Below are 21,942 nucleotides of genomic sequence, written 5' to 3'. Positions count from 1 at the left end.
TTTACTGGAACACTTCATCAGATTTTTCTGTTAAATACCCAAAAATTACCAAGACGTGATACAAGCACTGTCACTTAACTTCCCAACTCCATAACTTACTATCAGGGAGGACAAAACTAATATCTCCCTGTTTTATGGAGAAAGGAAGAGGATAAATGGTAACATTAGTTGTTTGCGTATTTGAATCTGACGGAAGTTTCTTTTCTGTTGTTAAGCTCAATGGGATCGAAATTACTGTCCCTATTTCGAGCGAAGTTTATAACCTGCTCAAACTGATCGGCGTCCCTAATTGTCCACAAATCAGTTAATAGGTAGGAAGAATGAAAGTCTGCTAAATCTTTGCTTAGAGGCTGATGCTACATCAGCCTCTTTTCGTCATTGCTTTCGTGAACCGACCACACCGTACGGGCTATTTGTTTACCTTCATTTTCTAAATACTATTACATACCCAATCTTCTAAAAATAGGTATTTTACGCACGCTGAATGCCTGTACCTTTCGTTTTCATACCTCATATATTAAAAATGATCATAAGAATATGGAGGTATGCAACTTTGGCAATTAGCCCACTATGCCGTAGATTTGCTGAAATCCTTAATGCACAGGCGACAGTCGTTAATGGTGTTTGTACTGCCCAGACTCTAAGGACCAATATAAGAGCTACCATTTTAGGAAGACGGTCCAACTCTGCGTTGACCATCCCCCAATTCCACTCTTTTGAGAGCATTAGGGAGAATGGCACTGCACTTTGTCTGGGAGAAACAGTTATTCTCACACGTGAGATTAACCCATTTATCTCGCGTCTCCGTAAACATGGTATAAAGGTTACTGCCTTGCATAACCACTGGCTGTTTACCAATCCAAATCTATGGTATATCCACTATGAAAAGATTGAGAGACCATTGGTTTTCGCCAGAGCCGTACGCGATGCTCAGAGTGTGTTAACGAAAAAGATTGTACGCCCGGTTGTTCGTAGGAAAAAAAGATAAGAAGACGATGGTGGTCGGTCGTTTGGACAGTACATGATCTTAGATCGTTATAATGGAGGGAATATCCCATGAAAAAGAAGAAATCCAATTTAAAGAAATTCAAGAAAGTAAACGGTAAATTGGTACAATATTCTTATCAAACTCCAAATCACTATCCTTCTCAAATAACCGGTTGTTTTCGCTGTTGCGGACGTCATTGGTGCGGTTGGTGTTGCCCAGAGAATCCGATTTGATCTTGGTTCAAGCAACGCATTTCACATCGGTTGCGTTATGGAAGTTGAACAACTTGAAAGATGATTAACTACAATTACCGATGTGTAAAGTCTCAATAATTACTCGCATGCTTCGTTCATTCAAAAACACTCCGCTCAAACCAGTACCATTATCAAAGATTTTGAAATAAGACTTTTCAATATAAGTGACTTTCCGCCCTATCATTTATCTGGTAGGGCATTATTCTTTTTGATTATCAAAGTAACTGGTTTGTTAATAAAAATATGAATTGGGAGCAGAATATTATTATCAACTTACCTATATGGAGATGACCCTTATGGCTAACGACAACAGTAACAGCAATAACAACAACAATAGCAGCGGCGGTAACAATAATAACAACAATAATTCAGGTAACAATAATTCAGGTAACAACAATTCAGATTCTAATCCATGGCACAACCCAGACACTAACAGTCAAGGTCCCAATGTGCACGATCCTAATTTACCGGATACAGGCAACACTTCTCCCACTAACCCTAAACCTGACAAATAACCGTGTTGTGAGAAACCAATATCCACTTATTAGCCGTTTCAGTAACGAACGGCTATTTGAGTTTCTACATCGTTAAATTCCTATCCGGTTGGCTGAAAAAGGCAGCCGACACGATGGAAAAAAAGGTAGGCTATCCTCCGGAACCGTCCATTACCTGTATCGTGTCATCAAGCAAGAAAGCCAAAGGTTACTCAAATAAAAAGCACCTTGATTTTTTCATCAAGGTACATAAGTAATCCAATTCTCGATAATAAGAATTTGTCACATAATCAATGGCCGGGGTCAGCTACGTTCTGCTTTATTACAAGTACTTTTTTCATTTGGGGCACCCTCCCTATTTTCGTTTTGTTTGGAATTTCCCTTTAAGTTTGTAAAAGTCACCGATGGATCGATGTTTATACTGAGGAAAGATGGCGGGGGATATGTTAAACATACATTAGCGGTCGGCTTAGAACAGTTCACATCGGCTAATGAGAACATTCAAGCTGAACAAAGCCGATTGACCGCCCGCAAAGTTAAACTTGAAACGCTAATCGAATCAAAGAAAGACACAGAACGATACTTGGAGCAAGTGCTTAAACACATCATCCACAAGCTGATTAAAAAAATTTAAGTACATACGGATGACAGCATTAAGATTATCTACAATATCGCCAGCCCCGCTTCCTTTGGTTTATGTCCCACCATATACTTTTCTGGTTCAATCTAAAAATTATTTCGGAAACTACCGATATAGTTAGTATTCCAAAAAATATATTTAATGGGAGTATAATGATCGTCGTTATACTCACAATCTCAAAGGGGAATATCTTATGAGGACTCGAAATCATACTAGAATTTTAAAAGTAATCGCTAGTTTATCTGTTATTTTCGCTACTGTAAATTATCCAGTAATCTCCTTTGCCGAAACAGTTGATTCTAGTTTAGTAAGTGAAACAAGCAACGCTGATGACATTAATACCGGTATAGCAAACTTAGACTATGATAATGACGAAGTTTTAGCAGTAAGTGGTGATGAGATTGATAGTTTTGTTCCAAAAGAAGGAATCAATCCAAAAGGTAAGTTTGTAGTCATAGAACGTAAGAAAAAGTCACTTTCAACTTCTCCAGTAGATATTTCAATTATTGATTCTATGACTAATCGCACTTACCCAGGAGCATTACAACTTGCAAATCAAGCTTTTGCAGAAAATAAACCTAGTGTATTACTGGTACCAAGAAAACCTTTGACGATTAGTATTGATTTACCAGGCTTGAAAAAGGAAAATTCAATGACTGTGGATAATCCAACATACGGTAATGTGTCTGGAGCAGTAGATGAGCTTGTATCTAAATGGAGCGATGAGTATTCAGCAACACATACTTTACCTGCGCGATTGCAGTATGCAGAATCAATGGTTTATAGCAAATCTCAAATTGGAAGTGCTCTGAATGTTAACGCTAAATATCTTGATTCTACATTAGGAATTGACTTTAATGCGATTTCTAGTGGAGAGAAAAAAGTGATGGTGGCGGCATATAAACAAATATTTTATACGGTAAGTGCAGAACTGCCTAACGATCCATCCGATCTTTTTGATGATAGTGTTACTTTTAAGGATTTGAAACGTAAAGGGGTCAGTGATCAATCCCCACCTGTTATGGTATCCAATGTAGCATATGGTAGAACCATTTATGTGAAATTAGAAACAACCTCGAAGAGCAAAGACGTAAAAGCAGCATTTAAAGCCTTGCTTCAGAATACTGCCAATGTAGAAACGAATGCCGAGTACAAGGATATTTTTGAAGACAGTTCCTTTACAGCTGTAGTATTAGGCGGAGATTCACAAGAGCATAACAAGGTCGTTACAAAAGACTTTAGTGAAATCCGGAATATCATCAAAGATAATGCGGAATTTAGCCTAAAGAACCCAGCTTATCCAATTTCCTATACAAGTGTTTTCTTAAAAGATAATGCCATTGCTGCCGTTCATAACAATACAGATTATATTGAGACTACCGCTACAGAATATTCGAAAGGCAAAATATCGCTTGGTCATTATGGCTGGTATGTCGCTCAATTTGATGTATCCTGGGATGAAGTTTCCTATGATGAAAATGGTGAAGAAGTACTCACACATAAAACATGGGAAGGAAGCAACCAAGACAGAACAGCTCCTTTCAATACAGTCATTCCTCTGCCACCTAATGCAAAAAATATAAGGATTTTTGCGAAAGAATGTACCGGCCTTGCTTGGGAGTGGTGGAGAACCGTTATTGATGAATACAATGTTCCATTATCTAGCGAAATTAAAGTTGAAATTGGAGGAACGACATTAAACCCAACAGGTGGTATTACATTTAATTAGTTGTGAAAATAAACGGCTGAAGCCCTTTTTATCAAGGACTTCAGCCGTTTATCTTTTTCTTATTCCTATGCAGGGGAAAAGGTGCAACCCAAAACGGTGCTAAAAAACAGGCGATTTGGAAAACTTTGTCGAAATTAGTCATAGTTCTTTATTCCTGCATGCATTTGCAGTCAGAAAGGAGTTGGTAGAATGCAACAACGTACCTCTAGGACAACACTTAATCAACCCAATAAGTCAGCCACCAACCAAGCGAATAGGACGGCAGGTGGTCAAACAAGGACGGCTATCTCTTCGATAATTTGAGTTATAAAAAAACAGAGAGGGTTTCACCTCTCTGTTATGCCAATACCTCTCAATTATTAGTTTTCCTGACCAACAATGAGCAACACTCCACATGTGTCGAGTATCCAGTGAGAATAAATATGACACAAAATATTTCATTATTTCGAAACGAACAGGGAGGGTAACAGTTGCATCATTTCATTCACATGCGGTGATTCTCCAAACATGAGATGCTTGTTCCAATCTTCCGTGCCAAGTTCCCTATCACCCATTTTGATAAAACACAAACCTCTCCGATAGTAAATATCTTGTTCGTCTGCATCAGAAAACGCTAAGGCCTCTGTATAATCGGAAATGGATAATTGCCACTCCTCCTGTGCTTCATAGACCCATGCACGGTTGTAAAGGACGGTTGCATTTTTCTCTAGTGCAATAGCTTCAGTTAGATCAGCTATGGCCCTGTCATACTCCCCCATCTCATAGTACAGGACAGCCCTATTTGTCCAAGCGGCCATCATTTCCCTATCCTTGTTTAGGGCAGCGGTAAACGTTTTTAGTGCTTGATCATTATTGCCATCCGACATTTCAATTAAACCTAGTGTACACAGGAGCCGCGCATGATCAGGCTCTATTTCTAAACCGAATTCAGCATCTTTTCGGGCCATTTCGAATTTCTCCACTTGATACAATAATGTAGCTCTGTTAAGTAATCCATCAAGATTTTCGGGGTCTATATCAAGCAAGTAGTCATAGTCCGCCATTGCTTTCTCCACATCTCCAAGACGATTGAAGGCAGTAGCTCGATTGAAATAAACCTCTGGAAACGGAGGACTAAGCTTTATCGCTTGGTTATAATCTTCAATGGCTTCATCCAGTCGCCCCATCCGGCTATAAAGGTTTCCACGATCAAAGTAGTATTCTGGATAATTGGAATCAATCTGTATCACTTGGCTAAATGTTTCAGCTGCTTCTTCAAACCTTTTTAAAGCTACGTAAATCAGCCCTTTATTATGAAGCAACACCGAGCGATGCAACATATGTTCATCAGGAGCAAGAACCTGATTTAACCTTTGCCATCCTTCCGTAACCAATCGAAGCGCTTCTTCAGGATTATCCATATGTAACTCTACTAAAGCCAATCCATTTTGGTTAAATACTTGTTGAAATGCACGTTCTTTTTCATCTTCAATCAATTCTGCCAAATCAATGGCTTTTTGTATCCATTCTTTCGCCTTCTCGTGTTCTCGTTCTTGGTGATGCCTCGTATAGTACATCGAAAATCCATATGAAATTTGCATATGAACTCTAAAATTATCAGTGTTTGCGTACACTTCTCCTAAAAGCGTCGGTATATCATCAGTTTCACCCAATGCAGCCAGAGACGTAGCCATTTTCATTGTAAAATACCGGCTATTATCAAATTCGCTGCTCCAATTCGTCAGTTTCCGGCCACGTAGGCTCATATCGATAGTCGCATTGTAAAAACCCATGTTAATGCTATAACTAACTGCTTTAAACAACGCTTCGCTTGCTGATTTCTCAGAAGTACCGCGCTCCAGATGAAACGGAATGGCGCCTAAGTGCAGTGACCACTGCTCTTCTTTTATAAGAGATTCTGCCCGCTCTTCGTGAAGGCTCTGACGAATTTCAATAGGAGTTGCTTCATAGGCGAGCAATTCCTGCTCACAATCTGATGTGCAGTCAGAAAATATGTATCGTTTCGTTAGCTCAAGTCGCTGTTCGTCAGATAGATTTACTATCCCCATATCTTGTTCGATGTCAGAAAGAATAGTAGTAGGCTCCGTATACGTTTGTAACGCCTTTTTCAGGGCTTCATTTTCCGCTATTTCACTTGAACTTACGATCACCTGAATCAGGTCAGACTTCGCACGACGCAGAAGTGTACTTATAAATTCTGCATCAAGTTGATCACAGGCCTGCACATTTTCAAAAACCAGGGTCAATTTTCCCATTCGTTCCCGATTCGCTAATGCCAATAAAAGATCGATCAAACCATTCGACATGCGAAGTGTACGCAATTTAGAATAATAACGTGTTCTCTCTTTCGGAATAGCAAGAGAGGTAAGTGTTTCTACACTAACAGGAATGACTGCTTTCAGTTCTGGTGCTATGGATAAGATCTCGATGCAGTGTGATAAAATCAGGTCTGGCCATTTCGAAAAAGCTTCTGGAATAATCTGGCGCAGAAGGTCACCAGTACCTGTATAGGGTCCTCTAAGATTGCAATGACAATTGCTGACATAACATGTGGAGTATTGCTCTTCGAAGTACTTCTTTTCTCGGTCGCTGCGTCGAGATCCAATCAGCCATTGGTGTGTAATCGATTGTTTCATTTCGACTCATCCCCTCTGTTCCATTGATAAATTCCGAATTTCCCTTTTGTTTCTACGCTCTTTTAGGTATAGATAAAATACAATTCCATACTGGACTCCCGTTATAGACAAGAAAACAACGGAATCCCAGAATTTCATTTCTTCTCCTGTAAATATGGAGAGAAAAATATTCGTTAAAAGTTGAATAGCGACCGGAATCATATAGAGCATCATTCCTGTCATCATCATCCAGCCAGTTGCGTAAAAAAAGCTGTACCATCTCGCTACCTGATGATCCCGTTCCGTATACTTGGACATATCGACCATCTTGTTCTTTTTTCCAATTAGTCCATACCATATATTTTTCAAATAGGAACGTGTAGCCTCCTGAAGATTTACACACCCCAACATCGTAATCATTAAATAATAGATATCTGTTTGAAGATGAAAATAAAATTGCCAGAGGAAACGCAACAGTGTTGTAAATGCTAGTCCCATACAATATGCAGCTATGATTGTCTTCTCACCTGTATTTATCCAAATTGCACCAGCAACGATCACCAATAAGGAATACCACAAAATATCACCGAACATTCCAACTAAAAATGGAAGAACACGCTTTCGTTTTGGGAATCCCCAAATACCTGGCATGGAAGAAGTGAAGACCAAAAAGTACATTCTTCTGCCTATACTTAGTTCTGACGGGATACCCAGTCTTCGTCCGGCAAGCATGTGCATCAATTCATGAAACAAGATCCCTGGAATCTGACCGATCGTCATGCCAAGAAAAATCACCATGGCGTATTCGGAAAATAAGATGCTTTGTCGACCCGGACGAATCTGTGGATATTGGTATAACAACCACAGGGCACAGGTTATGATGGCACCAAAAATCAGCCAACCAAGTGGAGAAAAAGCTAGCTTACCCAACCATTGCCCCGATACTTTCTGCGCTTTCGTTTCCTTTTCCTCAACATCACAAATAAATGTCAGGTCACGTAATGTCTGCAAAAAATCATCCATGTCCACTTCATCTTGATAGGTATCTTGATACCAGGAATGCGCTTCGGCAACCCCCATGCCCTCTTGCAGTTTTCGTACAAGTGCTGCTCCATCCTCAGGAAAAACAGCAAACGTATCCGTCCCAAACCGCCCAATCAGGACTCCTTGCTTATCCTCCAGAAATGTTAACGGGTGTAATTGGATCATCCGATTTTCGTTCATGACTTTCCTCCCGGATGTTGTCATGCTATCTTCATAATTGAAAAAGAGGGGCAAATGCCCCACTTTTTCAATGTTACTGACAAATCTTTATGCCTGCTCGCAAGTGCAGTCGTACATTGTGTTAGCTACTGAAGTCAATTTTACAGGCTCGGTTTTTTGCACAGTAATTTTTTTCATAATAATGCCTCCGATAAATTGATATTTATACCATATTCGCGAATATATGGTACATACTGGTAATGATAGACTGTAATTTTCTGACTGTCAATAATTTTTTGATTTTTTTGAAAATAATGCAATTTGATCCTTTTTTTATTAGACAGTAATGCCCTAAAAAAAATCCCCTAAGAGAAAACTCCTAAGTATGATACGAAAACGCGATGAAATGGCGTTTAAATTACATTTCTTGAGTTTATTTCATTCGAAAAAGATGGAATAATTTATGTAAAATAGTTGTTTTTTACCTTCTTTTTTTACCTATAAGGTGGGAGGGTGAAAAGCATGAATGATGAGTTATTAATAGAGGAGTGTAGAAAAATTTTAAGAAGGATCGCTTGGCGGTTGCAGTATCAAGCAAAGAAGATTTCCACCCGAGAGCTTCCGATCATAGAAAATATCTGTGGGCAGAATCAAATGTCTTCTGTAGATTCTAAGTTACACTTAGAAGAAGTGTTGAATTCCCTTCCAGATAAAGCAAGATTTATTATTGAGCAAGTAGTGATCAATGGAGTTCCAGAAGAAATAGTTGCACAGCATTTAGGCATATCTCAACAAGGCGTAAACAAATACAAACGGAAATATTTAGGGATACTTCGAAAAAAATTAGAGTCTAACCCGCAAGCAGTTAAGTCGTAGGCCCTCCCAAAGTTCACGTCAGGGCGCGAGGAAAGCACGTCGATAATGATGATTCATGGTCATATCAAAAACAGCTCATCGCGTGTGCTGAGGACTCTGTAAAGGTCGAGGAGAACTTACTTGATGAGATCTATTTCCGACGAATCGATCCGGGGGATCCTTTCCCGGAACCTTGGTACCAGCCCGGGGAAACAAGCGAGATGTGGGCAAGAAAAGAAGATGTCTTTCGAAAAGCCGCTGAATGGTATTATGACAACAATAATTAGGGGTAGAGCAATATTTTGACCGTTTTATACGCTGGCCCAACTCACATGTTGAGCTGAGGAATCCGATCTTGTATCGGATTCTTCTTTTTTGTTGTTCGAGTGATTGATTCACTTTTTAAACAAATTAAGCAAGTGTAAGGCTTTTTCCAAAAAGCAAAAAAATTTCTAAGAGGTGGTTGTATTTTACTTTGTTTTTTTACCTACAAGGGTGAAGGCGATGAGTTGAGCGCTCAAAATAGTCGCTAATAACAATACAAAGGAGTGTTATTATGTCAAATTTTTCTTTAGGCACAGGTGGAGCAAACCTTATCAAAAAACATGAGGGATTTTCCTTGAAATTTTATGGAGATCCTTATGGGTATCCAACAGTTGGATGGGGACATTTGATTACAAAGACTAAAACATATACTAAAAATACAACAGGTAATCCAAATGATTCTCTTCTATCCCAAGCACAAGCTGATGCTCTATCAAACTCTTTAAATCTAGGTTATACTTCACCAATTTCTCAGTCTAAGGCAAATACTTTTTTTGCTGATGATACTGCAAAGGCTGTAGAGGCAGTTAATAAATTAAAACTTCCTACAGGTTGTCAATTTACACAATCTCAGTTTGATGCACTTGTTTCGCTCACTTTTAATGCAGGTCCTAAGGTGCTAACAACCGATGATGTAAAAGCTATGCTTGCCCATGCGTTTATATATCCTTTTATTGGCCCACTTACACCAGCTCAAAGTGATACTTGTTCAAAATTAGTCAGCAAAGCATTTTCATATGATAAAAATTTAAAAGCAAGAAGAAATGAAGAAGCAACTTTATTTTGTAAAGATATGAAATATACCCACAAATATCCAGTATATACACTATAGTTTAATCGTTTTACGACATAAACAAGAAAGGTCAGCCTAAAGGTTGACCTTTCTTGTTTAAAAAATTATATTCACAGGCATTTTCAGAATCGCTTATAGGATATCCTTACCTTCCTGGATATTTTCTATTCTATTAGCACAGCTTATTACATATCCTTCATTCATTTAATCAGTAATTTTTTTAAGCTCAAAAATAGTTGCCTCTGATATCAAGATAAGCCTATCGTTATTAACAACAAAAAAACCTACACTTACAGGTATGCTCATTTTTGTAGAAGGGTCACTTATATCTATTACTTTTACTACATCATTTATATTTAAGTCTGGGATATCTATTTTATATAATCTATAAAAAGAGTCAGAGTTATAGCATGTTGCTGTAATCTCATATAATGGATTTTTTAGTTCATATTGATATTTCTCATAGTTTTTAAGTCCTTTTGATGAAAAAAAGTCTTTTTTGATTATAATTTCATCTCCAATAAATTTTTGCCCTGTTGGATATTCAGAAGCATCATTATACGAATTTGCAAATCCTAAAAGCTTCTCAACTTTCCAAGTTCCATAGAAATATTTTTCAGTTTCACTATCCAAATTTATATTTTCTGCATTAAAACAATCGGATGTGTTTTCTGGAATAATAGACTCATCCGTTTCAGGTTTAGGCTCACTAGAAGTATTTGGATTTGATGGCATTTCAACATTTCCACAAGCCGATGCTAGCATCAACATGATCATGATACAAACCAATAATATTTTTTTCATATTTCACATTCCTTTTTATTTTTTTGATTGTGTCACAATCTCTTCAAACATCATATGGCTATTTACTGCGTATAATTTTTTTGCGGTGATAGTAGGATTCAATATGCCAAATCACTGCCGTACGCACTTCATTTGCGTATTTTGAAAAGCTTACCATTAAGCCATTATTGCTTGGCTTTGCCCAAAAGCTCTCCATTGGAGCGTTATCCCAAGTCCCCTTTATGGCCCATGGAACACCGATAGCTAATCATCCTTTGATAATCGTTTGAGCACTATCGGCTCATTACGTTTATTATATTCACCTGTTATGACGCTTTGGCATACCAAAAAGTTCCAGTGATTTTCCCCTAAATATTTTTGGGTTCTCAAGCTCCGTCTCTGCTATTCCTTCGCATTCATTCGCTTCTGCTTACGCAAGCACACAAAAAAGGCCCTCGCATTAGCGAAGGCTATGTGTTTCAACCAGATTTTTTAGCATTTTTAATATGTTTGCAGAGCAATTGCTGACTTCCGGCTATAAATGCCAATAGACTCCCCGACACAACGAGCAAAAGCAAAGCTACAACTATACCATTCCCTCCTTATCTTTGTTAACCTTTGTTACGAGGCGAGCGTAGGGGAATTAGGTTATATTTTTCAAGCAATTTTTGTCGCAAAAAGGACTATAGAAAATTTCTCTCCGAGCAAACGAGGGTTATATCCGATTAAGAAAAACAAATCATTTCATTCGTCACCCACCCCATATAAATAAAAAACCTCAGAATTTTTTCTGAGGTCTAGTCACTAAATCATTATTTTTCATCATTATAGAGGTAAGAAGCGTTTTCTAGCCTTCTTTTTAAGTTATAATCCTCATCTATTTTGCTATGGAGTAATCCTTCAGGTATATTGATTGTTCTTGCTATCCAAGCCCCCATCAAATGAAAAGCCGACGACCTGAATCGAATAAGGTCTTCGGTTTAATAATTACAAGAAAACCAATTTGAGAAGAGTCAAGAAACTTCCTGACATATTTATTGTCACAATGTACTAAGCCGTAATTCATAAAAATACTGCACAATTGGATGCTTTAACTTCATCTTCTCGGCCATGTTTAAAATTCGCTTTTTTCCAACCCTTCTGTCCACCAAAGCTAGAATATTCAACAAGATATCATTACTCTCTATGCTTTCCTCTATAGAACTAGATAAAAACGTATTAGCCACAACGGTAAAATTTGATTTACTTAATGAAGTCTGCGCTGACAAAAGCTCCTTTGCATATTCCGTTATTTTTCTATTTCTTGCAATTACTTTTAGACGATCCTCCGGAACGATCCCCTTGGTATCTTTTCTGACCGCTTCAATTTCTTCATCGCTGATAGGAATTTGGATATCTGAATCATTCTTAATTTCCTGCTCCGTCTGATACCATCTGATCGAGCTAGTTATATCACTCATATTAAGTACGTTCTTTTTATCTACGGCAATATAACAAATTCCTGATTTATCAGGTAAATAACGGTAACCGGTTGCACTGTATTCGAACCTTCCATCTAACGCAGGACAGAGAAAGCTCTCCAGTTGTTTCTTCAATTTGCTCCAGGACATGTATCCTCCTATGTTCTCAAGGCCTTCTACCAGTATTTGCGGCAGTTAGGCCTATGGCTTTGTTAAATGCCTTTTTCTCATTGATACAGTATACTCCATTTAAAGCAAATAACATCCTTTAATAGTTTTGGAGACGGCATTAGTTCGTAGGGGCATAGCAGTATTCACTAAGTGTAATATGATTCAACAGAGCCATCATCTCGAGCTTATCAAGTCAGGACTCGCATAAAGTCAAAATAAAAAGCACCCTGACAATAGTTGTCAAAGTGCATCTGTTACACAAATGTAAAGCTTTTAATCTTACCACCCTGGGTCAGTGCCGTAAGAAACTATTATAGAATGGTTTGGAATGGCTTGTACCTCAGTTGCTTGTATAGTTTGAGGCGCAGCAACTAAGAACACCGCTATTAATATATGCAAGAGAAGCTTGTTCATCACTTTCCCCTCCTAGTTATCTGGATATTATAAGATTATTATACACTTTTTGGATATCCTTTATTACGAAATAATCCATCTCTTTCTTGTTTTTTGTGTAATAATTTAAAATTTGATTTACGCATTCGTATCCTTTTTCATGAGCGCTAACTTTAGCGTACTCTAAGGTTGCTTTTAAATAACTATCTGCTGCATCTCTAATTAGACCGAGACGCATTTTATAATCTCCTTTTAGCCTAAAGTAATAGGCTAATTCTGTTTTCTTGAATGGAGTTCGTATATTTACATTGTTCATCTGACCTTCATACTTTAGAAGATTTTCTATGGAATGAAAATCATTGCTTTTTAGGTATAACTCAAATAATTCATTAACAATGTGAATGATATTATTGTCCGTAGCCCCTGAAAGACAAGCTTGTAGCTGAGTGATAGCTAAGTTAAGATTGCCCTTCTTCCCATTAATAGCCCCTTCCATTACTTTTACGGTTTCAGTTACGTGTGGGTATGAATAATGACTAAACAACTCAAGGTATTTTTCTGCTAGCTCATAGTCCCCCGAATAAAAATGCGAGTTGCATATTGCCAATGTTGAATCAGCTTTGATTCTGCTTTGTGTCCCATCTTCTTTTAAAACATGTTTACAAAGTTTGATGCAATCATCAAATAATCCGAGATTATAAGCATGGACTCCCAGTTTATAATGTAAAAGTATCCGTTTTATCAGGAGATAAAAATTCCGCGTAATGCAAGATTTGCTCCCTAGACTGATACGTTTGAGGTAATTTAGTAAAATCATCTCGTTCAATTAGATATTTCTTAAATAAAGCTTTTGCAATGTATATCGGCTCACCACATTGTCGTGCATAATTTGCGATGACCTTATAGAGAGCTAAACGTATTTCGTTATTTATTACTACTACAGCAGTCGTATCAGAGAAGTTATACAGTCGCTCCAATGCCTTCTCAATCTTTTCATTAGGAGATTGAAGAAATTTCAATGAAACTCTTTCGACTAGTGAAGTATGATCACATTGAATGATTTCTTGAAGAATTTCAAATAACGTTTCACTCCTAGTCTCTTCCTCAAGGTATCCTTCAATAATTTCTTCATACGGATACGGAAATAAAATGGCTAAAGACTTTACTGTTTTAAATTCAGGGCGTTTTGTTTCTCCACTCTCTATTTTCTGTAGAACCCCCCTGCTTAAACCAGTTCTATCCTCCAACTGAGAAAAAGACAGGCCGCTATTTCTCCGGTATTCAGCCAGCATATCCCCAATCGTTTTCTTTTGCACCATATTCCCCCCAATACAAAAACTTCCTTTTTCTTACAACCCAATCGAGCAGGATTATAACAAGGCACCAAACATGAATCAACAAAAATTGATCGACAAAATATGGTTTCATTTTGACGAAAAATATCGAAATACGTCAAATGTATCAAGGTAAATTTTTCCATAGGTCTTGTGATATCGATGTTATATTGCAAATGAGGGGTGAGGCTATGGGGGCCAAGTAGCAATGAATGAATGGCATAAAGTAAGTAATGAAGACCTACTCCAGATCATCGTTGGTCTTCGACAGAAACTCAGTGAGGTTATAAAGAAAAATGGCAGGTTAACAGACAAAACTGTGGTGGAGGTGAGTCAGGAGCTAGATAACTATATCGTAGAGTGGCAACGTAGAAAAAATATCAATCGAAAAGGAGGATAATCTCGAAGTGAGCAATCTTGGTACTCAGCAGCGTAGTTTTCCTACAAAAAGAAGGACGCTCCTCTGCTTCCAGTCAATGGAACGTCCCATAAATAAGAAGCCTAAGCCCCTTATCCGCAAGAGTACCATCGAGTTAGGTGAAAGAAAAGACCCAATCATCTTTATTCAAGGAATACTGTGGTAGGGTAAAGACAATCTTTTAAGGTAAGGGAATCCTATGAAAAAGAAATTGGATACCAACTTGAGAGAGCGAAATAAATTAAACGAGAAATTGAACAAAATTTTAGTTGAAAGATTATTATTGCAAGAACAAGAAAAAGCGTTGATGTTAGAAACGAAAAAAGTGTTAAACCGAATTAAGGAATTAGACTGTACCTCGACTGTTAAAAAAGATTTTTCGTTCAAGAGTAGGAAAACTCACTCTCACTACGATTATTCAGAGATCGCCCAACTCATTAGAGAAATATTGAGTAAAACTGAAGGTGGTATCATTTGGCAGAACGTTCTATGTAATGAACTTCAGAAAAGAGGTATTACGTTTAGTAATGCACATGTTATGTTCAAAAATGTGTTGCCTTATTTAAGTGACGTAAAGAAAGAAAAGATTGGCAGCAAGATAAGATATACCCTCCTCACAAAGTAGACTCACATAAATACATGAGCTAAAAAAGGCCGGGATGCTAATTCCCGACCTTTTTTTACAAGTTTTATAAATATTACAATGAATAATTAAGATAGTCGACCGATGTACTGAATTATACACTTCTTGATAAGATGACATACAGAAAGTAAAAAAATCCCATTGGAGGTAAGTCGATGAAAAAGTTTATACTTTCTCTCCTATGCACAGTCATACTATTTGTCCCTTCTGTCTCTTTTGCAAAGGAATCTCAGGCTCCATTCGCCGCAAAGTATCCCGTTGACGCAAACGCCAAAAACGTAGAAACCATAGTAGATACTACGTGGAAAAATAGCCCCGACATTCTAGAAGATTCAGCTAATAACATGGTTGTACCAACCAGGGAAGACTGCGGTTGTGATGAAGTTATTAAAAAAAGGACAAACATGATTTACATTGACGACACAATGCCCATAGAGTACACCATCCACAAAGGAAAATTAGTTCTTTTGAAAAGACCTGATCTCCACTATTACACCCAGAACTTCACTCAAACATGGTGGAATCAGTACACTGGAAAGTTTGCACAAAAAGCAGCAGAAGGAGCCGGCACTTATGTCAGTTTCAGAATTGGAGGAAAAATGCCATATATGGCAAGATTGTTGAAGCTGAAAGATCGCTTTGAAAAACCATTTCAGTATGGCGACTATGCACTAGGAGCATTAGCATGGATGCAACAAGAAAAAGTACCGCTTTGGGGGGACATTATTTCAGCGTCAGTCCCGAAAAGTGGTACAGAGATTTCCCTGATTTACATTAGCGAAACTGGGAAAAATAATAGCTGGAAGTATCGTGCCCGTTTTGAAGTTGAGAAAGATGGAACAGTAAAAGTTGATCATTGGGTAGTGGATTAGTAGATTTGAAGAATATGAAGGGATGTCTTCTAGGCATCCCTTTCATTTTTGGTATAATTTAGGTAGGTGAGGGAGGGTGGTAAAGGAATATGAATGAAACTGTCTTTAGTTTCGTAGAGCTGCTTGAAATTGCTGGAGGCATATTCTTTTTCAGTTTGTTTAGGTATGGATTAAGTAAGCATAATGCTACTTGGAAGTTTATTTTTCTTGAATACTTTGCTATTGTTATGAGCATTTGGATTATTAAATCGTTGGTGAATCTTATTTTTGGTTAGGGGAACATGTCTGGTGATAAACCAGATACATACAAGACATGCCGAATAGATGCACCTATTCAGTTACTTTGGTAGCAGCCATGACCCACTCTCTACTTTCAACTGATAGTGTTTCATTTGTAGTAGGTAGCACATTAGCACAAAAAAGAGGGGTTCTCCGCCCCACTTTTTCAATCCGCCAATCCATCTCCGCTTATTTTTCGTGACATGCTTGGCATACCCAAGAGTGGACTCAATCTCTCCTTTTGCATATGGTGGGGATAACAGCTATGATAATTTAATTCCGTTACCAAAAGACTTCCACCGAAAAGAGGTTACTCCTTGGTGGGCTAGTTATGGCAAATATGTACCTTCTGGTGATGACTATTAATTCTTAGTGGGTGATTCTCCTTGAAGAACAATATATCTGAACTGGTATTGGACGGGTTAAAAAAACGAATAGATAATAGTAATCAATTATCGGTGCAAAAAATGAATGGGAAAGTTGATACAGCCCAGTTTACATTTTACCCTCCTGCTACAGCAGGGATGATTGAAGAGTTCTTAAGAGACACTCATTGGCACTTACCAACTGACTATAAGAATTTTCTCCTAATCCATAATGGAGCATGGCTGTTCGAAAGTGTAAGATATGGTGGAGGATATGAGTTACTAAGTCTGGACGAAATTAAGAATAGTCACCTAGATTATATGCCTAAACATTGGTATCCTATCTCGATCAACAATGGCGATTACATTTTTATTGACTCTAATCGAGTTAAACACGGCCAGAACAACTATTTAGTGTGTTTTAATCATGATGATGTCTCAACCTCAGAAGGTTATTACTTAAATATGACTTTTGAAACTTGGTTAGAAAGATTAATAATTGCACAAGGAACAGAGTTTTGGACTTGGTAAGTGGAAATAAAGAAGGGGCTGTTTCAAAAGTCGATTTTTTCGACTGAGAGACACCCCATTTTTAATATCGAAACTCTTGGTACATCAACGTTTCAGAGGGACTTCTCTAGTTGTAAGGAAGATGTGGAAGCACTCATTCAAGCTTACTCTAAACAGATTGAATCTGCCCCCTACTTTCACATAGAGTACAATGCCAACGGGAAAGCAAATTTTATAGAAGTTACCTCGGATACAGAAAATTGTTATACGTGCTCATTTAAAGGGTCGGATGTTTTTAATATCAAGGTAGAAAAATTGGACTGTCATTCAATTGACATTCCTTACTCTCATTGAAGGATGTGATCGTGTGAGTAATCCTTTTGAAGCCCTCATTAGTAAGATCAGGGGAAGTAGGACAAGTGTAGACGGGAACGTGCATATCAAAAACGAGGAATATCATTTTACATTCTACATCTCGAACGAGTCTATCACAGATACAAAGGAGAAATTAAAATCGTTTGAGTTACCAGAGGATTACGTCAGTTTTTTAAGCCACTACAAAAGTGCAACACTATTCAAGAGCGCCAAGCATAACTCTGGGGGTTATGATGTGCTAAGTACCGAACTCGTCATTGGGTACTGGAAAGCCTACAGCATCGACCATCCTTACTATCCTATCGTTTGGAGCGATAACTCAAATAGCTGTATATGTGTGGATCAAGACAGAATACATAGTGGCAAAGGTTACCTCACATGGGTTGGATCGATACTACCAGACGATACTATCGACATAGACCTGACATTTACAGAGTTGCTGGAACAACTTATTGAGCATGACGGAATTGAGTTTTGGGACCGACCCATTGAGGAGGAAGAGTAAGAAAAAAGGACGCCTTTTATAGTGCGTCTTCAGGATGAAATCGGACGACTAATGCATGACTGCCAAAAAGCTGGGACTAAGCTCTCAGTTTTTTTCTGTAAGTTGGGGACGTTTAACAGACAAAGAAGCAGAGGAAGCCCCTCTGCTACTCCAATACGTATCCACTATTTGTTCTTCTTCTCTAACAGTGCCACACTCTCTACGTGTGTCGAGGTGACAGGGAGTACAAACCTTAACCAAAGGAATGGCATTTGCTCACTTTCGGGGCTGCTGAGACAGCCGTCCTTTTTATTTTATCATGTAGCCCCCTATTTTAGAGATTATTTAATGATTAGCAAAAGAGAGTTTAACTTCAGAATAGACATGATAAAAAAGAGGCTAAGTCTGTAGGTCATGGAAGTCAACCTAAAAACGTAGCCTCTTGATTTTCAGATTATCTAATATCTAAGCGTGCTCTTATCAAAAGATATTCTTTCTGAGCCATTTTTCATAAATATCCAAATCTTCTTCTGTGTGAAAATAATGCTCGGAAGCATTTGAAACAGCAAGATTGCAATTAAACTTTGTGATAAATGTTGATAAGACATCATACTCGCACAGTTCGTCTTTTTTTCCATATAAAATTGAAGTTGGAGAATCCCATTTTATAATTGGATTCTTGATAACATACTGGTAATAATCCCAATATAGGATTTGACCGATAGGTGTAGATATTTCTTTTTCTCTGCACAGATGTTCTTCTGTAATATCAAACCATTTCATCATATTTTGAATCAGTCGGCTCATGTCTAAAACAGGAGAAAGAAATAGGCTTTGCTTTAAAACTTCATCTTTATAAGCTAACAAGCTAAAATATGCTCCCATACTATTTGCCCATAGGCTGATAGTATTTGATTTCGTGTGTGCAAATTCTAAAACCTTCTTCAAATCAGAAACGCAGTTTTGCACTTTACAAAGCTTAGAACTATTTTTTCTATCGCCGTGTTCAGGCAAATCAAAACTGAGCACTTGATATCCCAATGGAACAACCTCTTCGGCTAGAATACGAATCGGAATATCTGATTTTGAAGACATATTGCCATGTACAGCAATAAATATTTCGGTGCTGTCGTTTCCCCACAAAATAGCAGGAATATCATCTATTAAAATATTTTCTTTTAACATGCATCCTCCAAATTATTGAGGTGTCACCCTCCATAGGTCGTTGTATATTATTTTGTTACGAATATCATATCCTCAATTTTCGCCCCAACTTTTTCTATCACAACTTTAATATAGTCTTAATAATGTCTTGATACAAAAACAGGGGAACGGCTTGATGGCTCTGGGTTTTCCCCTTTATCCATTCCCCGATTTTATCACGTCATTATTCAATTATTAGCACGAGTTTATTATGAATAGCATGGGTTTATCTAGGGCCTACACGTCCCTCACCAGTAAAGCCACAGATTCCACATGCCCCGTATGCGGAAACATATCCACCGGCTGCACTTCCTTCACCTCATACCTCTCCGCCAGCACCTTCAAATCCCTCGCCAACGTAGAAGGATTACAAGACACATAAACCACTCTCTCCGGCTGCATCTCCAAAATCGTCGTCAACAACGCCTCATCACAGCCTTTACGCGGCGGGTCAACCACAATCACATCCGCTCGTATGCCCTTCTCTTTCCAAGCAGGAATGACAACCTCCGCAGGCCCTGCCTCAAACGTCGCATTCTCCACGCCATTCAGCTGCGCATTCCGATTCGCATCCGCAATCGCTTCCGGCACAATCTCCACACCGTACACATGCTTGGACTTCTGCGCCAAAAAGAGCGAAATCGTCCCGATGCCACAGTACGCATCAATCACCGTCTCCGCACCAGTCGCACCCGCGTACTCCAGCGTCTTGTTGTACAGCACCTCGGTTTGCGCAGGATTAACCTGATAAAACGAACGCGCCGAAATGGCAAACTTGATCGGACCGATATAATCGTAAATCACATCACTGCCCCAGAGCGTCACGGTCTTTTTGCCAAAAATAACGTTGGTCTTGTCCGGGTTGATGTTCTGCACGATACTCGTCACGCCAGCTACCTGTGCACGAATCGCTTCCACCAGCTGATCGCGTTGCGGAATCTGCTTCTCTGTCGTTACGAGCACGACCATGACTTCCCCCGTCTTGACTCCTACCTTCACAACCACATGACGCAGCAACCCTGTATGACGAGCCTCGTCATATGCCGTGATATCCAGCTTGGTCGCCGCCTGCTTCACGGCTGCCACTGCTTCATCATTCGCCTGATGCTGGATGAGACACTCGTTCATGTCGATGATCGAGTGGGATTTCTCCGCGTAAAAGCCGCCGACCAACGCCCCGTTTTCCTCGCCGATCGGTACTTGCGCCTTGTTGCGATAGCGCCATGGATCACTCATGCCGAGTGTCGGATGAACGGTAATGGCCCCTTCCCCTTCGACTTGGAAGCCGCCAATGCGGCGCAGGTTGTCCCGCACGATTTGCTGCTTGTGCCGCAGCTGCTCCTCGTAAGCGAGATGCTGCAACGAACAGCCTCCGCAACGGTCGTACAGCGGACAGGGCGGCTGGAAGCGGTGGGTACTCGCTTCTACTACTTCTGTCAGCTTGGCAAAGCCGAAGTTTTTCTTTACATGGTCGACGCGCGCATGTACTCGCTCTCCTGCAAGTGCACCATCCACGAACAGCGTATATCCTTCAATCCGGCCGACTCCTGCTCCTTCGTGGTTCAGTCCGGTTATCTCCACTTCCACGGTTTGTCCGACACGTACAGGGACGTCCAGCTCCACTTTGGCTGTCGGGTGCGGACCGCGCCGCTTCTTTGTTGTCTTCGCCACTATCTATTACTCCTTTTATCTTGCTCTATAGGTTTTCGTTTTCGCTCATGGAAGCATACAGGGATGCACAGCGAAAAGCGGCATCCCCACGGCTATTGCTATTCATTTTACTATCTTCTTACGGGACGAACAACTCGATATGCCCCGGCAACGCTTCCACCACGCAAGGCAGCTGTCCGCCCAGCTCTCCGTCCAGATTGAGCTGAACTGTCTCTTTACTCGGTGAAGTGGCTTTGATGTAATCTGCCTGGAAATACAGGATGTTCGGGTCCTTCAAGTGCTCGCCGCGAACTGCCTGTGTCGCCAAACGAATAAACTCTGCTATATTCAGCTTTTTCACGACGATGACATCCAGCTTGCCGTCTGACAAATCGGCTTCCGGAGCGATGTTGTCGAAGCCGCCTACGGATCGGCTATTGGCGATGAGGAACACCATGATTTCTTCATCCAACAGCACCTCTCTGCGGCTCTCCAGACGAACACGGATCGGGTGCAGCGACGGCAGCTTCTCCAACCCCTTGACGTAATACGCCATTTGACCAATCAGCGTTTTCAGCTTGCTCGGGACCTCATAGGTCAAATTGGTCAGCGAGCCGCCACCCGCGATGTTCATAAAATAGCGGTTGTTGATGCGCCCCAGGTCAATCCGTTTCTTTTTGCCCTTGGCGACAATCTCCGTTGCACGCGTGATCGATTTCGGTATACCGACCGCCCGGGCAAAATCATTGCTCGTTCCGCAGGGGATTATTCCAAGAGATGGACGTGCTTTATGCTCTGCCATCCCATTTACGACTTCATATATGGTTCCATCTCCACCAGCGGCCAGGATGACGTCAAAACCGCGAGCTACTGCACGAGCAGCTTCTTCTGTCGCATCATCTTCCCCTTTGGTCGCATAGCATGAAGTTTCATATCCGGCCGACTCCATTAAATCGAGGATTTCCGGCAATCGCCGACGCACGATCTCCCGGCCGGAGCTTGGATTGTAGATTAATCTGGCTCGTTTCAAGGCAGATCCCTTCTTCCTTCCCTCGCTCACGGGGGTACTCTCTTCCATCATATCCTGTATAGCCATTTTTGGGAATC

The 21,942-nt window shown here is 39.7% G+C and carries 19 protein-coding genes; 10 read left to right on the top strand and 9 right to left on the bottom strand.

What is annotated here, in order from left to right; all coding sequences use genetic code 11:
• Positions 1-484 precede the first annotated feature (484 nt).
• The 3 genes from ACKKE8_RS04370 (at position 485) to ACKKE8_RS04360 (ending at position 4,105) form a co-directional block, all read left to right on the top strand.
• The gene (locus ACKKE8_RS04370; protein ID WP_409177080.1) at positions 485-988 is read left to right on the top strand and encodes a DUF1259 domain-containing protein; all 504 of its coding nucleotides are present in this window, start codon (positions 485-487) and stop codon (positions 986-988) included.
• 550 nt (positions 989-1,538) lie between these two features.
• Positions 1,539-1,757, top strand: a complete 219-nt coding sequence (locus ACKKE8_RS04365; RefSeq protein WP_409177079.1) for a hypothetical protein — start codon at positions 1,539-1,541, stop codon at positions 1,755-1,757.
• Positions 1,758-2,569: 812 nt separating this feature from the next.
• Positions 2,570-4,105 carry a thiol-activated cytolysin family protein gene (locus tag ACKKE8_RS04360; protein WP_409177078.1) on the top strand — a complete coding sequence of 512 codons (1,536 nt, stop codon included), beginning with the start codon at positions 2,570-2,572 and terminating at the stop codon, positions 4,103-4,105.
• Between the two features lie 440 nt (positions 4,106-4,545).
• Here the strand turns inward: ACKKE8_RS04360 and ACKKE8_RS04355 are convergent, their stop codons facing one another.
• Together ACKKE8_RS04355 and ACKKE8_RS04350 are read right to left on the bottom strand one after the other, a co-directional pair.
• Positions 4,546-6,741: a tetratricopeptide repeat protein gene (locus ACKKE8_RS04355; protein ID WP_409177077.1), complete on the bottom strand. Its 2,196-nt coding sequence runs from the start codon at positions 6,739-6,741 to the stop codon at positions 4,546-4,548.
• 6 nt (positions 6,742-6,747) lie between these two features.
• On the bottom strand, positions 6,748-7,944 hold the full coding sequence (locus ACKKE8_RS04350; RefSeq protein ID WP_409177076.1) for a hypothetical protein: 1,197 nt from the start codon (positions 7,942-7,944) through the stop codon (positions 6,748-6,750).
• 501 nt (positions 7,945-8,445) lie between these two features.
• Between ACKKE8_RS04350 and ACKKE8_RS04345 the strand changes: the two genes are divergently transcribed.
• Both ACKKE8_RS04345 and ACKKE8_RS04340 read left to right on the top strand, forming a co-directional pair.
• Entirely contained in the window at positions 8,446-8,799 is a 354-nt protein-coding gene (locus tag ACKKE8_RS04345) for a sigma-70 family RNA polymerase sigma factor (RefSeq protein ID WP_409177075.1), read from the top strand.
• Positions 8,800-9,334: 535 nt separating this feature from the next.
• Positions 9,335-9,934, top strand: a complete 600-nt coding sequence (locus tag ACKKE8_RS04340) for a lysozyme (RefSeq protein ID WP_409177074.1) — start codon at positions 9,335-9,337, stop codon at positions 9,932-9,934.
• Between the two features lie 165 nt (positions 9,935-10,099).
• Here the strand turns inward: ACKKE8_RS04340 and ACKKE8_RS04335 are convergent, their stop codons facing one another.
• The 4 genes from ACKKE8_RS04335 to ACKKE8_RS04320 all read right to left on the bottom strand — a co-directional run bounded on the left by ACKKE8_RS04335 (position 10,100) and on the right by ACKKE8_RS04320 (position 14,018).
• Positions 10,100-10,699, bottom strand: coding sequence for a hypothetical protein (locus ACKKE8_RS04335; RefSeq protein WP_409177073.1), 600 nt, complete (start codon positions 10,697-10,699; stop codon positions 10,100-10,102).
• A gap of 1,019 nt (positions 10,700-11,718) precedes the next feature.
• Positions 11,719-12,288: a hypothetical protein gene (locus tag ACKKE8_RS04330; RefSeq protein ID WP_409177072.1), complete on the bottom strand. Its 570-nt coding sequence runs from the start codon at positions 12,286-12,288 to the stop codon at positions 11,719-11,721.
• Positions 12,289-12,739: 451 nt separating this feature from the next.
• A complete protein-coding gene (locus ACKKE8_RS04325) occupies positions 12,740-13,309 on the bottom strand; it encodes a hypothetical protein (protein WP_409177071.1) in 570 nt (189 codons plus the stop codon).
• Between the two features lie 109 nt (positions 13,310-13,418).
• Complete coding sequence (locus tag ACKKE8_RS04320; protein WP_409177070.1) at positions 13,419-14,018, bottom strand: helix-turn-helix domain-containing protein; 600 nt, start codon at positions 14,016-14,018, stop codon at positions 13,419-13,421.
• Positions 14,019-14,244: 226 nt separating this feature from the next.
• Here ACKKE8_RS04320 and ACKKE8_RS04315 point away from each other — a divergent pair, with 226 nt between their 5' ends.
• The 5 genes from ACKKE8_RS04315 to ACKKE8_RS04295 all read left to right on the top strand — a co-directional run bounded on the left by ACKKE8_RS04315 (position 14,245) and on the right by ACKKE8_RS04295 (position 18,003).
• A complete protein-coding gene (locus ACKKE8_RS04315; protein ID WP_199928747.1) occupies positions 14,245-14,436 on the top strand; it encodes an aspartyl-phosphate phosphatase Spo0E family protein in 192 nt (63 codons plus the stop codon).
• A gap of 217 nt (positions 14,437-14,653) precedes the next feature.
• Entirely contained in the window at positions 14,654-15,079 is a 426-nt protein-coding gene (locus ACKKE8_RS04310) for a hypothetical protein (protein WP_409177069.1), read from the top strand.
• 173 nt (positions 15,080-15,252) lie between these two features.
• A complete protein-coding gene (locus ACKKE8_RS04305) occupies positions 15,253-15,969 on the top strand; it encodes a hypothetical protein (protein WP_409177068.1) in 717 nt (238 codons plus the stop codon).
• Between the two features lie 665 nt (positions 15,970-16,634).
• Entirely contained in the window at positions 16,635-17,144 is a 510-nt protein-coding gene (locus ACKKE8_RS04300; protein ID WP_409177067.1) for an SMI1/KNR4 family protein, read from the top strand.
• A 346-nt stretch (positions 17,145-17,490) separates the two neighbouring features.
• The gene (locus tag ACKKE8_RS04295; protein WP_409177066.1) at positions 17,491-18,003 is read left to right on the top strand and encodes an SMI1/KNR4 family protein; all 513 of its coding nucleotides are present in this window, start codon (positions 17,491-17,493) and stop codon (positions 18,001-18,003) included.
• A 459-nt stretch (positions 18,004-18,462) separates the two neighbouring features.
• On the opposite strand, the gene ACKKE8_RS04290 is transcribed toward ACKKE8_RS04295, so the two are convergent.
• The 3 genes from ACKKE8_RS04290 to ACKKE8_RS04280 form a co-directional block, all read right to left on the bottom strand.
• On the bottom strand, positions 18,463-19,167 hold the full coding sequence (locus ACKKE8_RS04290; RefSeq protein WP_409177065.1) for an alpha/beta hydrolase: 705 nt from the start codon (positions 19,165-19,167) through the stop codon (positions 18,463-18,465).
• Positions 19,168-19,422: 255 nt separating this feature from the next.
• A complete protein-coding gene (gene rlmD, locus ACKKE8_RS04285) occupies positions 19,423-20,856 on the bottom strand; it encodes a 23S rRNA (uracil(1939)-C(5))-methyltransferase RlmD (RefSeq protein ID WP_409177064.1) in 1,434 nt (477 codons plus the stop codon).
• A gap of 118 nt (positions 20,857-20,974) precedes the next feature.
• Positions 20,975-21,865 carry a diacylglycerol kinase gene (locus tag ACKKE8_RS04280; RefSeq protein ID WP_409177063.1) on the bottom strand — a complete coding sequence of 297 codons (891 nt, stop codon included), beginning with the start codon at positions 21,863-21,865 and terminating at the stop codon, positions 20,975-20,977.
• Positions 21,866-21,942 lie beyond the last annotated feature (77 nt).

It is taken from the genome of Brevibacillus fortis (genome assembly GCF_046196545.1).
Classification (GTDB): Bacteria; Bacillota; Bacilli; order Brevibacillales; family Brevibacillaceae; genus Brevibacillus; species Brevibacillus fortis_A.
Note: the sequence above shows the minus strand (reverse complement) of the source record. Positions and strands in the feature narration are given on the sequence as shown.

Excerpts from the sequence above, each read along its gene's own strand:
- ACKKE8_RS04345 (WP_409177075.1), top strand. The coding sequence starts at position 8,446 with ATGAATGATGAGTTATTAATAGAGGAGTGTAGAAAAATTTTAAGAAGG.
- ACKKE8_RS04365 (WP_409177079.1), top strand. The coding sequence starts at position 1,539 with ATGGCTAACGACAACAGTAACAGCAATAACAACAACAATAGCAGCGGC.
- ACKKE8_RS04315 (WP_199928747.1), top strand. The coding sequence starts at position 14,245 with ATGAATGAATGGCATAAAGTAAGTAATGAAGACCTACTCCAGATCATC.
- ACKKE8_RS04290 (WP_409177065.1), bottom strand. The coding sequence starts at position 19,167 with ATGTTAAAAGAAAATATTTTAATAGATGATATTCCTGCTATTTTGTGG.
- ACKKE8_RS04370 (WP_409177080.1), top strand. The coding sequence starts at position 485 with ATGCCTGTACCTTTCGTTTTCATACCTCATATATTAAAAATGATCATA.
- ACKKE8_RS04355 (WP_409177077.1), bottom strand. The coding sequence starts at position 6,741 with ATGAAACAATCGATTACACACCAATGGCTGATTGGATCTCGACGCAGC.
- ACKKE8_RS04330 (WP_409177072.1), bottom strand. The coding sequence starts at position 12,288 with ATGTCCTGGAGCAAATTGAAGAAACAACTGGAGAGCTTTCTCTGTCCT.
- ACKKE8_RS04340 (WP_409177074.1), top strand. The coding sequence starts at position 9,335 with ATGTCAAATTTTTCTTTAGGCACAGGTGGAGCAAACCTTATCAAAAAA.
- ACKKE8_RS04310 (WP_409177069.1), top strand. The coding sequence starts at position 14,654 with ATGAAAAAGAAATTGGATACCAACTTGAGAGAGCGAAATAAATTAAAC.
- ACKKE8_RS04350 (WP_409177076.1), bottom strand. The coding sequence starts at position 7,944 with ATGAACGAAAATCGGATGATCCAATTACACCCGTTAACATTTCTGGAG.
- ACKKE8_RS04360 (WP_409177078.1), top strand. The coding sequence starts at position 2,570 with ATGAGGACTCGAAATCATACTAGAATTTTAAAAGTAATCGCTAGTTTA.
- ACKKE8_RS04335 (WP_409177073.1), bottom strand. The coding sequence starts at position 10,699 with ATGAAAAAAATATTATTGGTTTGTATCATGATCATGTTGATGCTAGCA.
- ACKKE8_RS04305 (WP_409177068.1), top strand. The coding sequence starts at position 15,253 with ATGAAAAAGTTTATACTTTCTCTCCTATGCACAGTCATACTATTTGTC.